Annotated in this window: 12 protein-coding genes; 3 read left to right on the top strand and 9 right to left on the bottom strand. The window is 59.6% G+C overall.

Annotated features, from left to right (window positions below; genetic code table 11):
* Window positions 1–35: 35 nt before the first annotated feature.
* The 5 genes from ACZ25R_RS03455 to ACZ25R_RS03435 form a co-directional block, all read right to left on the bottom strand.
* Window positions 36–1,580 (bottom strand): ABC transporter substrate-binding protein, encoded by a 1,545-nt coding sequence (locus ACZ25R_RS03455; protein ID WP_472460050.1) that lies wholly within the window; start codon window positions 1,578–1,580, stop codon window positions 36–38.
* A gap of 22 nt (window positions 1,581–1,602) precedes the next feature.
* Window positions 1,603–3,234: an ABC transporter ATP-binding protein gene (locus ACZ25R_RS03450; RefSeq protein WP_472460049.1), complete on the bottom strand. Its 1,632-nt coding sequence runs from the start codon at window positions 3,232–3,234 to the stop codon at window positions 1,603–1,605.
* Complete coding sequence (locus tag ACZ25R_RS03445) at window positions 3,231–4,049, bottom strand: ABC transporter permease (protein ID WP_223614683.1); 819 nt, start codon at window positions 4,047–4,049, stop codon at window positions 3,231–3,233. The genes ACZ25R_RS03450 and ACZ25R_RS03445 overlap by 4 nt, the downstream gene beginning before the upstream one ends.
* Window positions 4,046–4,990 carry an ABC transporter permease gene (locus ACZ25R_RS03440; RefSeq protein WP_223614684.1) on the bottom strand — a complete coding sequence of 315 codons (945 nt, stop codon included), beginning with the start codon at window positions 4,988–4,990 and terminating at the stop codon, window positions 4,046–4,048. Before ACZ25R_RS03440 ends, ACZ25R_RS03445 begins: the two co-directional genes overlap by 4 nt.
* A 184-nt stretch (window positions 4,991–5,174) precedes the next feature.
* On the bottom strand, window positions 5,175–6,083 hold the full coding sequence (locus ACZ25R_RS03435) for a LysR family transcriptional regulator (RefSeq protein WP_288192119.1): 909 nt from the start codon (window positions 6,081–6,083) through the stop codon (window positions 5,175–5,177).
* Between the two features lie 301 nt (window positions 6,084–6,384).
* On the opposite strand from ACZ25R_RS03435, the gene ACZ25R_RS03430 reads away from it, so the two are divergent.
* Both ACZ25R_RS03430 and ACZ25R_RS03425 read left to right on the top strand, forming a co-directional pair.
* Window positions 6,385–6,903 (top strand): DUF992 domain-containing protein, encoded by a 519-nt coding sequence (locus ACZ25R_RS03430; RefSeq protein WP_223614686.1) that lies wholly within the window; start codon window positions 6,385–6,387, stop codon window positions 6,901–6,903.
* 260 nt (window positions 6,904–7,163) lie between these two features.
* Entirely contained in the window at window positions 7,164–9,464 is a 2,301-nt protein-coding gene (locus tag ACZ25R_RS03425) for an FdhF/YdeP family oxidoreductase (protein WP_472460048.1), read from the top strand.
* A 22-nt stretch (window positions 9,465–9,486) separates the two neighbouring features.
* On the opposite strand, the gene ACZ25R_RS03420 is transcribed toward ACZ25R_RS03425, so the two are convergent.
* The 4 genes from ACZ25R_RS03420 to ACZ25R_RS03405 are packed head-to-tail and all read right to left on the bottom strand — an operon-like array spanning window position 9,487 to window position 13,040.
* Window positions 9,487–10,422, bottom strand: coding sequence for an alpha/beta hydrolase (locus tag ACZ25R_RS03420; protein ID WP_472460047.1), 936 nt, complete (start codon window positions 10,420–10,422; stop codon window positions 9,487–9,489).
* A 19-nt stretch (window positions 10,423–10,441) separates the two neighbouring features.
* Entirely contained in the window at window positions 10,442–10,978 is a 537-nt protein-coding gene (locus ACZ25R_RS03415) for a DUF1003 domain-containing protein (protein ID WP_472460046.1), read from the bottom strand.
* Window positions 10,979–10,996: 18 nt separating this feature from the next.
* On the bottom strand, window positions 10,997–12,388 hold the full coding sequence (locus ACZ25R_RS03410) for a sensor histidine kinase (RefSeq protein ID WP_472460045.1): 1,392 nt from the start codon (window positions 12,386–12,388) through the stop codon (window positions 10,997–10,999).
* A complete protein-coding gene (locus ACZ25R_RS03405; protein WP_403181881.1) occupies window positions 12,375–13,040 on the bottom strand; it encodes a response regulator transcription factor in 666 nt (221 codons plus the stop codon). Before ACZ25R_RS03405 ends, ACZ25R_RS03410 begins: the two co-directional genes overlap by 14 nt.
* Window positions 13,041–13,155: 115 nt before the next feature.
* Between ACZ25R_RS03405 and ACZ25R_RS03400 the strand changes: the two genes are divergently transcribed.
* A complete protein-coding gene (locus ACZ25R_RS03400) occupies window positions 13,156–13,932 on the top strand; it encodes an ABC transporter ATP-binding protein (RefSeq protein ID WP_472460044.1) in 777 nt (258 codons plus the stop codon).
* Window positions 13,933–13,944 lie beyond the last annotated feature (12 nt).

Here is a 13,944-nt window from a genome sequence, read left to right as displayed (position 1 = left end):
GTCCGGGCACGAACGCCCGCAAACAAACCTTCGAATTAATCGTCGAGTGATACTTCCCAAACTCGTGCATTCGACTGCCATACAGGCGTGCCGTGCACCTTCTTCGATGCGCCCCAGAGATCCATCAGGTCATAGAGGAAAATACCTGGCACATCCTGCAGCATGAGCTCGTGAAACTGGTCGAAGATGGCCTGACGCTTGCCTTGGTCGGCTTCCCGGTAGGCCGCATCCATCAGCGCGATCGCCTTGGGGTTGTCCCACATGAGGGAGGCGTTCTTATCCTTGTTGCCGACATAGAAACTGTACATCAGCGCGGGATCGAGGCGCGGCGTCACCGACTGCGAGATCACCTGGTAGTTGCCGCTGCGGCGGCGGTCGACCTGGGTGGCGTAGTCCAGAACTTCGATCTGCACGTTGAGGCCAACCTGCTGCATCATGGCCTGGGCAACCACGGCGACGGGATAGCTTGGAACATTGCCGCGCTTGTTGGCAATGATCTTGATGACTTCGCCCTTGTAACCGGACTCGGCGAGCTCTTTCTTGGCCTTTTCAAGATCGGTGGCAATCCGCTTCTTCTGCACGTCGGAATAGTAGATCGAGTCCAGCGATACCATGGAGGCATTGGCAGCGCCGGTGCCGTTGGAAACGGCCCCGACCAGATCGTCGAGATCGAGGGCTGCGGCCATGGCGCGGCGAACGCCCGTTTTGCTCAGCACCGGATCGCGGGTCTGGATGTAGAGAAGGTTCTTGCCGTTGTTGCGCTTCATGATCAGCTGGATCGCACCATTGTCCTTCAGTTCGGGGACGAGATCGGCGGGCACTTCCGCCGCATCCAGCGCGCCTGACAGCAGGCCTGCCTTGACCGTGGACGCATCGGGAACCGCCGTGAATTTTACGCCGTCCACCAGGGGGCGCTTGGAACCTACCATGCCATCCGGCTTGCCGTCGTTCGGCGGTGATACATACTGGTCGAACTTTGCCAGACGGACATATTCGCCGCGCTTCCATTCACCCCACTTGAACGGCCCTGTGCCGATGGGAGCGACGAAACTGCCGTCGGCCGCCACCGACTTCGGGCTGATGATGCCGGTGTAGCCGCATTCCGGCCGTGCCATCAGGCCGAGGAACACCGCCGAAGGCGATGCGATCTTCATGGCGACCGTATGGGCGTCGACGGCCTCGATGCCGGTGACCTTGACGGTTCGGCTGCCGTCGAAATCGGCGCGGCAGGTCCACTTGGTGTCCTCTGCCATATAGCGGTTCCAGTTCCACACGACATCGGCGGCGGTTAGCGGGTCGCCATTGTGGAACTTTACATTGTCGCGCAACGGGAATGTATAGGTCAGACCGTCCGCCGACACATTGACGGATTGGGCGAGAAGCGACTTCACATCGCCGTTCTCCGTATAGCCCACCAGCCCTTCCACCAGATGAAATATGACGGAGTCGGTGTTGCCGTCGCGGTTGACGCCGGGGACGTTGCTGCGAATATCCGAGCTTTGCGCGACATTGATGTCACGGGCCTGAGCAAGGCCGCCGGCCGTCATCAGAATTGTTCCTGCGAGAAGTATCTTTTTCATGTTCCACTCTTTTTCCATAGGTTCAGGCGTCCAGCCGCCATTTGAGTTTGACGCCGCCATTGTCGTTGAGATCCAGTGCGGGAATGGCTGAAAGCAGTTTGCGCGTATAGGCTTCCCTCGGGGTATCGAAGATTGCGTTCCTCTCGCCCTGCTCGATGATCCGGCCATCCTGCATGACGATCACCCGGTCGGCGATCTGCTCGACAACACCGAGATCGTGGCTGATGAAGAGGCAGGAAAAGCCATAACGCTTCTGCAGGTTTGAAAAGAGCTCGAGAACCTGCGCGCGCACCGTCACGTCCAGGGCCGATACCGGTTCGTCGGCGATGAGGAATTTGGGTCGGCGCGCGATCGCCCGGGCGATGGCAACGCGCTGGCGCTGACCGCCGGAAAGCTGGTGCGGATAGCGATCGGCAAAGGCCTTGTCGAGGCCGACCTCTTCGAGCGTCTCGGCAGCACGCTGCTTTTTTTCCGCGGCCGTCAGATCGGGAATAAGTCGCAACGCTTCCTCGACAAGTGCCATGATGGTCATGCGCGGGTCGAGCGACGAATAGGGATCCTGAAAAACCATCTGGCAGTTCATGCGGTAGTTGAACCAGTCGTTGTCACGGCGCTTGCCGTGGAACAGGATTTCGCCGCTGGTTTCCTTGACCAGTCCGGCGATGGTGCGGCCGAGCGTGGTCTTCCCCGAGCCCGAGCCGCCGACCAAAGCCACCACCTCGCCGGGATGGATATCAATGCTGATGCCATGAAGGGCGCGTTTGGCAATGCCTTTCTTGAACAGGCTTTTGCGTCCGGCATAATCAACCACGATGTCGCGCGCTGAAACGATCGGGCTGACGCTCGTGTCAATGACACGCACGTCACCGCGGAACGGCAGGGAGGACAGCAGCTTGCGCGTATAGGGATGCTTCGGTCTTGAGAGGATTTCTTCCGTCGTCCCCTGCTCGACCACCACACCCCGTTCCATCACGACAAAACGATGGGTGTAGCGGGCAACCATCGGCAGATCGTGGCTGATCAGGAGGACGGCGGTCCCTTGCTCCTTGGTCAGTTCCACCATCAGTTCCATGACATCGCGCTGTACGACGGCATCGAGCGCGGTCGTCGGCTCGTCGGCAATCAGCAGCGCCGGCTTCAGGAGCATGACCGAGGCCAGCATGATGCGCTGGCGCATGCCGCCGGAAAATTCGTGCGGATAGGCGGTCAATGCACCGGCCGGGTCCTTCAGGCCGACACGGGTCAGCATGTGCAGGATGTTGGTCCGGCGCATCTCGGGTGTCTGTTTGGTGTGGAGAATGAGCCCTTCTTCCAACTGGCGGCCAATGGTCATCGACGGATTGAGGGAGGTCATCGGCTCCTGGAAGACGACGCCGATTTCGCCGCCACGCAAACGCCGCAACGTGCGGTCGTTGGCCTGAAGCGTATCCTGACCCTTGTAAACGATCGAACCGCTGGCATGCCGGATGCCCGGCGCAATCAGTCCGATGATCGACCGTGTCGCCAGCGTCTTGCCCGACCCGGATTCACCGACGATACCGACGATCTCTCCGGGTGAGACATCGAAGCTCACATCTTTGACGACGGCGCCGCCATTGTGGATGACCTCAAGCGTCAGCCCGCGAACACTGAGAAGCGCGTTTTGATTGCTCATTTCAAACCTCTCATGCGGGGATCGAGCTTGTCACGCAGGGCATCTCCAAGCAGGTTGATGCCGAGAAGGGTCAGCGCGATGCAAAGGCCGGGGAAGAAGCCGAGCCAGGCTGCCTGTTCGATGAACGGCCGGCCGGCGGCAAGCATGTTGCCCCAGGTGGGTGCGGGTGGCGGAACGCCAAGGCCGAGGAAGCTCAGCGCACTTTCCGAAAGGATCGCCCAGCCGAACATGGATGTCCCCAGAACCGTAATCGGTGCCAGGCAATTGGGCAGGATGTGGCGGAGAATCGTATAGATTTCGCTGTTGCCCATGACCTTGGAGGCTTCGATGAACTCCCGTTCGCGCAGGGACAGGACGGCACCGCGCACGATACGCGCCATCGACGGGGTATAGGCGATCCCAAGTGCGAAAATGATGCCGTACTGGTTGGCGCCGAAAACCGCGAGCAGTCCGAGGGCGAGAAGAATACCGGGAAAGGCCAGCAGGGCATTGTTGAACGCCATGATGACGCCGTCGACCCAGCCGCGTGCATAACCGCTGATCAGGCCGATAAGGGTGCCGAAGAACACGGCAAAACAGACTGTGGCAAAGCCGATCCAGACACTGGCCTGTGCCCCGACCATCAGCCGGCTCAGGACATCCCGTCCGAACTCGTCGGTGCCGAGAAGATGCGCTGCGCTCGGTGCGGCCAGACGCGCGGAAAAACTGAGCTTCATCGGATCGAACGGCGTCCAGAGCATGCCGATGGCCGCGACGATAAAGAGGAGAGTGATGATGGTGCCACCGATCACCCCGTTGAATGTAAGCTTTTTCATTCCGCCACCACCCGTGGATCAAAGAGTGGATAGAGAAGATCCACGACGAGGTTGACCAGGACATAGGCAACTGCAACCAGCAGGAGACAGCCCTGAATGACGGGATAATCGCGCTGGAAAATGCTGTCGACGAGCAGGCGGCCGAGGCCCGGTATGGAGAATACGGTTTCGATAACGGCGATGCCGCCGAGCAGATTGCCAAGAATCAGACCGATCATGGTCCAGGTCGGACCGAAGGCGTTCTTGAAGGCGTGACGCCACAGAACTGCCTGTTCCGACAGGCCCTTGGCACGGGCATGGGTGATGTAGTCAAGGCGCAAGACTTCCAGCGTCGATGCGCGGGCCATGCGGATGATGACACCCATCTCGTGGATAAAGAGTGTGGCAACCGGCAGGGCCATGTAGATAAGCCCGGCCTTCCAGTCCGTCGTCACCGAGACGTAGCCGAGCACCGGCACCCAGCCGAGTTTCAGCCCGAAGAAAAGCAGCAACAGCAGTCCGAGCCAGAATGTGGGAATGGACAGGAGAACCGTTGCCGTGCCGACCAGCGCCAGATCGGTGAGGCTGTTCTGCTTCCATGCCGCGATAACACCGGCCGGGACGGCGATCACGCTTGCAATCAGAACCGCCAGAACAACGATTTGCGCGCTGATGAAAAAGCGCGAGAGGACAAGGTGCAGGACGGGTTCACCCGTGACGATGGACTTGCCGAAATCGCCGTTGAACAAATGCCCTACCCAGATCATGAACTGCACCGGAATGCTCTGGTCGAGCCCCAGCGTGGAACGCAGGGCGGCGATCTGCTGCGGTTCGGCAAGATCCCCGAGCATGAGAGCTGCCGGATCGCCCGGGATGAGGCGGATAAGGGTGAACACTGCCACTGCCACGATGACAATCGTGGGCACAGCCATCAGCATTCGGCCGAGTATAAATTTGATCACGTGGTTCCCATTCTGCTCTTTTGGCTGCGCAGAAGTTCCCCGCAGTCATCTGGCCATTGTGTGCCGGACTATGAGCATATGTGAAAACCATGCGCAATATTATGAGTAAATGTCATAGTGCTATGCAAGCGGGTACTTGCTGCGGGATGTCGGGACCATCCATATGGGGCGGAAAGCCATCCATTCAGTTTTGCGGGCCCTCGACGTTGAGAAGCCTTTGCTTCATCCGTCTGCTGAGCGCTTCGGCAGCGATGGACAGCGGAACGCCAGCCGCCTTGGCAAGGCCGAAACTCTGCGTGAGCGGCGGATCGAAGGGCCGTATGACGATCCTTGTATCCTTGGTCAGGTGCGCGAAGAAGCTGCTGATGATGGCTATCCCAAGCCCATGCGCGGCATAGGAAAAGGCGGAATTGTTGCTGTGCGTTTCAATCTTGACGGTCTGCGTCACACCGGCCTGGCGAAAAATCTCATCGAGTTTCATGCGGGTGGGCCTGTTGCGGCCGGTCAGGATCAACGGAATATTGCGTAAATCTTTGGGTGTGACGATGTCCAGCGCGGCGAGGGGGTGTTCTGCGGGAATGACGCATACCTTTCGGCCGCTCACGACCACCTCAAGCTCGACGCTGGTGCTCTGCTGTCCTTCATAGCGCAGGAAACCGAAATCCACGATGCGCTGTTCGATCAGGCGGGTGATGGCGCCCGAGGTGTCGAAGAACGTTTCTATGCGCACCCGCGGAAAATCCCTGTCGAAATCCGCGAGAAGATCCGGGGTAAACTGGTCGGCAAGGCTGTTTGGGAGGGCGATGCGCACCGATTCCGGCCCGACGGCCCCGCTGCGCAGGTCTTGCGCAAGGTTGGTGAAGCGGTCTATTCCGGCAAGGACAAGTTCGGCGTCATAGGCGAGCTTTTCCGCCTCCGGTGTCGGGATCAGCCGACCTTTGTCCCGTGCAAACAGCTGCATCGACAGGTTGGCCTCGAGCTGCTGCAGCAGGCGGCTGACGCCAGACTGGCTCAGGCCCATGGCCCGCGCCGTTGCAATTGTGGAGCCGGTAACGAGCAGGGTGCGCAGGACTTCGAGCTGCCGGACATTCATTGGATTCTCACAGATCTCATGGACAGGGCGATTGTGTCTCGATTCGATGGAACAGGCTGAGCCGCGTCGAAGCTAAACTGTTAATTTTGCGTAAACAATCCGTCACGTGCCTTCAAAATGTCCCATTGGGAGGCGAATTGTGAATGGTCTGTCACTTGCGCATTCCGGCACGCCTTCACATGTGTTGCTCCAGGTATATCGAATGAGATCGCCCTGCGATACCTTCTGTAACCTGTTGCTGAATTTGTGGGCTGGAGGATCGATTGCGGTGCACCGGTCACAATTTGAGAAGGAGAGTATGATGAAGAAGACACTTGCTATGGCACTTGCGACCACGTCGTTGGCAATTGCTGGTGCAACGGTCGCTGTTGCAGCCGATATGCCGGCGACCTATCAGGAGCCAGACGCGCGCAACGGCGTGAGGATCGGCTATCTCACCTGCGATATCGATGGCGGCGTCGGCTACGTGCTTGGTTCGGCCAAGGAAGTCGATTGTGTCTTCCGTTCCACAGTCGGCCGTGAGCGTTCGGATCATTATACCGGCGCGATCAAGAAGTTGGGTGTCGATCTCGGGTTTACAACACGCAGCCGCCTCGTCTGGGCTGTGTTTGCACCGACCGCTGGTTATCACCAGGGTTCGCTGAGCGGCGTTTATCGCGGCGCAACAGCGGAAGCCACACTCGGCGCCGGTATCGGCACGAATGTGCTGTTCGGCGGTACTGCAGGCTCGGTTCACCTGCAGGCAATCAGCGTCACGGGCCAGATCGGTCTGAACGTTGCTGCCACCGGCACGTCGATGACGCTTGCCTCGGCCAACTAAGACCGGCTGGTTTTCCTCGCGCCGCGGTGCGAGGGTTGCATTGGAGTGGGCACCGCCGAACAGGTTTCGGCGGTGCCCATTTCCGTTTGGGGAGCCGCTGAAACCTGCCTCCCGCCGCCCATCATGAAATTCCGGCGCTTTCCGGTTTCGCGCGGGAAAGCGTCGTATCATCGGAAGAACAGCATGCGGCATCGCACTTATCTGTTACAATGACACGCGGCCGATCTGTCCGTCGTTGACCAGGTTCCAAGGAGTACGACATGCCCAGGAAGAGACCGGAGGGTATTGAACGCTACAATGCACCGGCAGGCGGTTGGGGTGCATTGAAGGCTGTGGCGGAGAGTCTTGCCCGGCAGCAGATTGTTGCCCAGGGAGCGGCGACCCTGCTGAAAGCCAATCAGCCGGATGGGTTTGATTGTCCCGGTTGCGCCTGGCCGGACCCGAAACACACTTCTTCTTTCGAATTCTGCGAAAACGGTGCAAAGGCCGTCACTTGGGAATCGACCGCCAAACGTATCGGGCCAACCTTCTTTGCATCGCATACGGTTTCGGAATTGTGGAACTGGTCGGATCATGATCTGGAAGATCAGGGCCGCTTGACCGACCCGCTGATTTACGATGCGGAGGCTGACACCTATGTGCCCATTGAGTGGGACAGGGCTTTCGCGCTCATCGGAGCGGAATTGAATGCTCTGCCTGATCCCGATATGGCCGAGTTTTATACCTCCGGCAGAGCCTCGAACGAAGCCGCGTTCCTGTTCCAGCTGTTCGTGAGGGCCTATGGGACCAACAACTTTCCCGACTGCTCGAATATGTGCCACGAGGCGACAAGCGTGGGCCTGCCGCACTCGATCGGCGTTGGCAAGGGAACCGTCACCCTGGAAGATTTTGATCATGCCGATGCCATCTTCAGCTTCGGCCACAATCCCGGCACCAACCATCCGCGCATGATGGCGACCTTGCGCGATGTGGCGCGGCGCGGTGCGCCCATCATCGTTTTCAACCCGCTGAAGGAGCGGGCGCTCGAACGCTTTGCCTCGCCGCAAAGCCCGGTCGAAATGGCCACGCTCGGTTCGACGGATATTGCGTCGGCTTATCATCAGGTTCGCATTGGCGGCGACGTCGCTGTGCTCAAGGGCATGATGAAAAGGGTTTTCGAGCTTGACCGGCGCGATCTGGAACGCGGTGGAAAGGGAATCCTCGACCGCGATTTTATTGCCGAACATACGTCAGGCATCGAGGCCCTGAGAGAGGATATCGACGCGACGCGCTGGGAGGACATCGAGATCATGTCGGGCCTTACCCGAAGCGCGATCGAAAGTGCGGGCGATGTCTATGCAAAATCGAAAAATGTCATCCTTTGCTACGGCATGGGCATCACCCAGCACCGGAATGGCACGGCAAACGTTCAGCAGATTGCCAACTTCCTGATGCTGCGCGGCAATATCGGCCGGGAAGGCGCAGGCATATGCCCTTTGCGCGGTCATTCCAACGTGCAGGGCGACCGTACAGTCGGCATTACCGAAATTCCCAATGCCGCCCTCATCGACGGCATGGAGCGGGCGTTCGGTTTCCGGCCGTCCGCCGCCAAGGGGCACAATGCCATCGAAGCCATAGAGGCAATCATCGACGGCAGGTCCAAGGCGCTCGTCTGTCTCGGCGGAAATCTGGCTGTCGCCATGTCTGATCCCGATGCAACGTTTGCAGGGATGCGCAAACTTGATCTTGCCGTGCATCTGACGACCAAGTTCAATCGTTCGCATCTGCTGACGGCCAAGACGACCATCGTCCTGCCCGTTCTCGGGCGCACCGACGCCGATGTTCAGGCCACGGGCCGGCAATCCGTGACCGTTGAAGATTCCATGTCGATGGTGCATGCCTCGCGCGGCTTTCTCAATCCGCCCAGCGGCGATCTGCGGTCGGAACCCGCTATCATCGCGGGCATGGCAAAGGCGACTTTGGGCGACCGTTACGGCATCGAATGGGACGCCATGATCGCGGATTACAGCCGGATCCGCGACAAGATTGAAGTTGTTTTCCCTGACTTCAAGGATTTCAACGCGCGTATCCGAGAGCCGGGCGGGTTTCGCCTGAGCGTACCCGCCGCGCATCGCGAATGGAAAACACCGAACCGGAAAGCCTGTTTCCTGGTGGCGAAGGGCTTGAGCGAGGATCCGCGTGTTCTGGAACCCAATGTGCTGACGCTGACGACAATCCGCAGCCATGACCAGTACAACACGACGATCTATGGCATGGATGACCGGTATCGTGGCGTGTTCGGGCGGCGGGATGTGATTTTTCTGAATGCCAAGGACCTGGCCGAACGCGGCTTGGCCGATGGTGATACGCTCGATGTTGAAGCAGCGCGCGATCACGCCGATCCTGATGACAGGCCGCGCCGGGTCAAGCGGTTGACCGCCGTGGCGTATAATATTCCCCGCGGCTCTGCTGCCGGGTACTATCCCGAACTGAACACGCTGGTCGCCCTGTCCCACTATGACCAGCAGTCGGGAACGCCGTCTTTCAAATCGATTCCCATCCGGATCACCCGCGCCGCGTGATCGACGGGCAGGGCGCGATACGTCAGCGGCGCGTGGACGCCGCTGCGGCGACAGTTGTCAGCCAGGCAGAAAAATAGTCCGGCCACACGCCGGTCGGCGTATCCTTCTCGCCCATGCCAAAACCGTGACCACCGCTGGCCAGTTGGTGCAGTTCCACGGGTACGCCCGCCCGCTTGCAGGCGTCTGCCATGATGCGGGTATTTGCCGGGTCGGAAATGGGGTCATCCTGCGCCTGAACAAGGAACACGGGAGGGCACCCGCTGCGAACATGGGTTTGAACCGACCAGTCCGCAGTCCGTTCCGGGCTTGGATGCGTGCCAATCAGGATGCGCCGTGTCGAGGTGTGGTCGTAGGGCGGCTCCAGCGTAATGATGGGGTAGATCAGTGCTGAAAACGACGGCCGGGCAGACAGGCCGTCCGCCGCATCGATCCGCTCATAGGAAGGGAAGGCCGAGCGGACGGAAGCCATTCCAAGCAGATGCCCGCCGGCAGAAAACCCGAGTACGCCAAGGCGTTCCGGATCGACTTCGAAGCGGCTGGCGTTCTGGCAGATCAAGCGCAATGCACGTTGCGCATCCTGCAACGGCGCCAGCGGACCGGCATTCCACCCTTCTCCGGGCAGCCTGTAGGTCAGGGTGAAGACCGTAAAGCCCCGGTCGATCAGCCAGCGGGCTGCCGAAAGAGCCTCCTTCTTCATTTCGATGCGTTTGTAGCCGCCACCCGCCGCTACGAGAACCGCTGCGCCGTTCGGCTTTGCCGGCTGGAAAACCTCCATCGACGGGGCTGCGATGTTGCTGACCGCTCCTTTGGCGCTGATAGTGATCGGCCCTGCCGGACCGCCGCCGCCGGGCGGCGTTGCGGGCCAGAGCGGAATGACCGTGTCGGCTGTGCTGGCAAAAAGCCTTGCCGGGTATGCGGCGATACCAAGTGCAGCCAATACCGTTCGACGGGTCACCATCATTTGCTTCCCTGCAAATTCACGTTTGAGCCTTTGGTGCCTGGCCCTGGTCGCAAAGCCTCTGGATCGACTCCGTTAAAGCCAGAACTTCCTTGTCCTTGAGAAGATCAATCTTCTGGTGAAGCAGCTCCATCTTCTCGTGCAGCAATTCGATTTCCAGCTCGGCTTTGATGTTGATGCGGTAATCATGCTCGGCTTCTTTCCGGTCAATATCCTGCTGCCGGTTCTGGCTCATCATGATGAAGGGCGCCGCATAGGCCGCCTGAAACGAGAGCGCAAGATTGAGGAGAATGAACGGGTAGGGATCCCAATGCTGGATATAGGCGGTGACGTTCAGTATTATCCAGAAGAACAGGATCGTGGACTGGATGATGATAAATGACCATGAGCCCATCGTCGCAGCGACCTGATCGGCAATTCTCTGGCCGCTGGTCAGCCCGTCGCCTGGTTTTTCCGGCTTGAGGCCCCTGTCCCGGCGGCGCACCGTTCGCAAATGATGCAGCAACGCCCGTTCCGTTTCCCATAGGCCTCTGTGTTCAGTGTCCGTTTGTGTCATCGCGTCGTTCCTTGTGGCTCATGAGGTGACACTGCCTAACAAACGCTGTCCAGGCAACGCCAGTTGCACGCAGAAACCGTTTTCGACGGCGGGGAAGGTGAGTTCCCCGCCATGCGCCTTGGCAACCTCCGCCGCAATGGCCAGACCCAGGCCGGAGCCGGGCGCGGGACCGGACCCGACCTCGAAGGGTTCAAGCAGCCGTGTCTGTTCCGCGCTCGAAATGCCGGGGCCGTCGTCAATCACGTTGATCCATGCCTTGCTTTCATCGCGGCCCAGCTCCACAGAAAGGCGCGTTGATGCGCCATGGATCAGGGCATTCTGGATCAGATTGGTCAGCGCCTCGCGGATGCTGATCATATCGCCCTGGATATGAAGCTCTGCCGGGCAGGGTAAGAAGGCAATTGTCACTTCCCGTTCCAGTGACAGTGGGACGGCCTGAGCCAGCGTGGTTTTCGCCAATGCATTCAGATCGATCGTTGTGAAGCCAACGGTGCCGGCACGGTGAATGACCATGGCGTGGTCGAGAAGCTGGCCAGTGAGATTGCCGAGCGCGTTCACTTTTGCACCGAGTTTCTGAATCTGATCCTGCAGTCTCGGGTCGGCATCGTTCGACAGGATTTCCACCTGTGCATTGAGTTCGGCCAAGGGCGTGCGCATCTGATGGGCGGCGTCGGCGATAAAACGCTGCATCAGCGCTATGCGATCGGCAAGCCGGCGCATGAAGTCATCAAGGACGCTGACCAATGCCCGGATTTCATAGGGCGGCGTAACGCGTATGGCGCGCAGATCGTCGGGCTTGCGCGCTGCGATTTCCCGTTCGATACGCGTCAGCGGCTTCAACGCAATACGCACGGAAATGGCACCGGCGATCAGGGCAAGAAGGCTCATGATCGCGATCATGCCGACAGCCTTGCCGGCAAGATCCCAGGCGAGGGACTCCCGCGCCCGCAGGGTTTGTGCCACGACGATTTCCACCCAGCCAGTGCCGGAGCCGGTATCAATCTGCTTGCCGATCGCCGCAACGCGGACCGGCTGCCCCTGATAGGTGTCGTCGGCAAGGACCACGCCTTTGCGGATGTTTTCCGACGAAATTTTCGGCGCGAGATCGCCATAACCGGCGACAACGACGCCGCGCGGATCGGTCACCCGGTAAAAGACCAGATCATAGGCCGACAGTGTCGCAAATGCGGCCGCTGGCGGGTCGAGGGTTACAACCCCACCCTGCATGTAGACGTTTTCCGCAACCTGTATTGTCCCGCCAATCAAAAGCTTGTCATAGGCATCACGCGCGGCAATGCCGGCATATTGCCAGGCGGCAAGAGCAAGGACGACCGCACCGACACCCAGAATGAGCGCAATGAAGACGATGATCCGGATGTGCAGGGAGTAGCGGATATCATTTGCTTGCAAGTTGATAGCCCAGCCCGCGCGAGGTGCGAATTTCGATTGAAGTATCCGCCAGCTTGCGCCGCAGCCGCGTCACATATTGTTCGACGGCATTGGCGCTCGGCTCCTGATCGAAGTTGAAAAGCTGCTCCACCAGTTCTTCCTTGGAGACGAAGCGCTTGGGCCGTGCCGCCAGAATCTCGAGAACAATCAATTCACGCCGGGTCAGATCAAGAGCAGTATCGGCAACGCTGGCCGTGCGCCCGGCCCGGTCGATGACAAGGTCCCCGAAGCGCAGGGCATTGTCGGACATGCCGGCGCTCCGGCGCAGCAGTGCACGGGCGCGTGCTTCCAGCTCGCGAAAATCGAACGGCTTGGTCAGATAATCGTCGGCACCAAGATCAAGAACGTCGACGCGGTCATCGACCGCCGATCGTGCGGTCAGGACCAGAACGGGCGTCTTGTCCTTGCGGCCGCGCAGCCCTTTGAGAATCTCGAAACCATCGGCGCCGGGCAGCATCATGTCGAGGATGATGAGATCATAATCCTGCACCCGCAGCACTTCGCTGGCGGTCCGGCCATCGGTTTCGCAATCAACGGCATGGCCGATTTTTTCAAAGCGCTGGGCAATCGCCTTGGCGATATCGGGCATGTCTTCCACGACAAGAATGCGCAAATCGTGCCCCCGAAACGTGAGTCAGGTATGTGTCAGTTACCGCAAGTACAGTCGAGGTGGGAGTTTTGTCAACGTTACGGCGTTGCGCAAAAGAGACGACGCATTGGGAGGAAGTATGACTTTGCATCAGTCCTTTGATGCTCGCGGCGCATTATTGAGCGTCGAGGGCGTCACACTGCAATACAAGACGGAGGATGCGCTGGTGACCGCCACGCATCGCGTCGATTTTCAGGTTTTTCAATCCGACCGCTTTGTTCTTCTCGGGCCGTCAGGCTGCGGCAAGTCGACCTTGCTCAAGGCCATCGGTGGCTATCTCACGCCGACCGAAGGGCAGATCACGCTCAAGGGCAAGGAAGTCACCGAACCCGGCCCTGACCGGATGATGGTCTTCCAGGAATTCGACCAGCTTCTGCCGTGGAAGACGGTCGGTGAAAATGTCGTCTTCGCCCTTACCGCCAGCGGGCGGGCAAAGCCGGCAGACGCACGTGAACGCGCCCGCAGCTACATCGACAAGGTTGGCCTGACCAAATTCATCGACAGCTACCCTCATATGCTGTCCGGCGGCATGAAGCAGCGTGTGGCCATCGCGCGCGGCATGGCCATGGAGCCCGATGTGCTTCTGATGGATGAGCCCTTCGCAGCGCTCGACGCGCTGACGCGCCGCAAGATGCAGGATGAATTGCTGCAACTCTGGGACGATACGCATTTCACCGTCCTGTTCGTGACCCACTCCATCGAGGAAGCTATCCGCATCGGCACGCGCATTCTGCTCCTTTCACCCCATCCGGGGCAGGTGAAGGCCGAGCTGAACAGCATACCGCCCAGCGAGCTTGGAACCGGTACGCAGGCGGCACTCGAAACCCGCATCAACGACATGTTGTTCGCCAGTTGAGATTGGAAGATT

It is taken from the genome of Phyllobacterium sp. RCAM01083 (assembly GCF_055685835.1).
The sequence above is the reverse complement of the archived record's forward strand: the minus strand, read 5'-3'. Positions and strand labels throughout refer to the sequence as shown.

What these genes read in the sequence shown, in the direction of transcription:
- ACZ25R_RS03450 (WP_472460049.1), bottom strand. Translation starts at nt 3,234, where the DNA reads ATGAGCAATCAAAACGCGCTTCTCAGTGTTCGCGGGCTGACGCTTGAG.
- ACZ25R_RS03400 (WP_472460044.1), top strand. Translation starts at nt 13,156, where the DNA reads ATGACTTTGCATCAGTCCTTTGATGCTCGCGGCGCATTATTGAGCGTC.
- ACZ25R_RS03425 (WP_472460048.1), top strand. Translation starts at nt 7,164, where the DNA reads ATGCCCAGGAAGAGACCGGAGGGTATTGAACGCTACAATGCACCGGCA.
- ACZ25R_RS03415 (WP_472460046.1), bottom strand. Translation starts at nt 10,978, where the DNA reads ATGACACAAACGGACACTGAACACAGAGGCCTATGGGAAACGGAACGG.
- ACZ25R_RS03455 (WP_472460050.1), bottom strand. Translation starts at nt 1,580, where the DNA reads ATGAAAAAGATACTTCTCGCAGGAACAATTCTGATGACGGCCGGCGGC.
- ACZ25R_RS03445 (WP_223614683.1), bottom strand. Translation starts at nt 4,049, where the DNA reads ATGAAAAAGCTTACATTCAACGGGGTGATCGGTGGCACCATCATCACT.
- ACZ25R_RS03420 (WP_472460047.1), bottom strand. Translation starts at nt 10,422, where the DNA reads ATGGTGACCCGTCGAACGGTATTGGCTGCACTTGGTATCGCCGCATAC.
- ACZ25R_RS03435 (WP_288192119.1), bottom strand. Translation starts at nt 6,083, where the DNA reads ATGAATGTCCGGCAGCTCGAAGTCCTGCGCACCCTGCTCGTTACCGGC.
- ACZ25R_RS03430 (WP_223614686.1), top strand. Translation starts at nt 6,385, where the DNA reads ATGAAGAAGACACTTGCTATGGCACTTGCGACCACGTCGTTGGCAATT.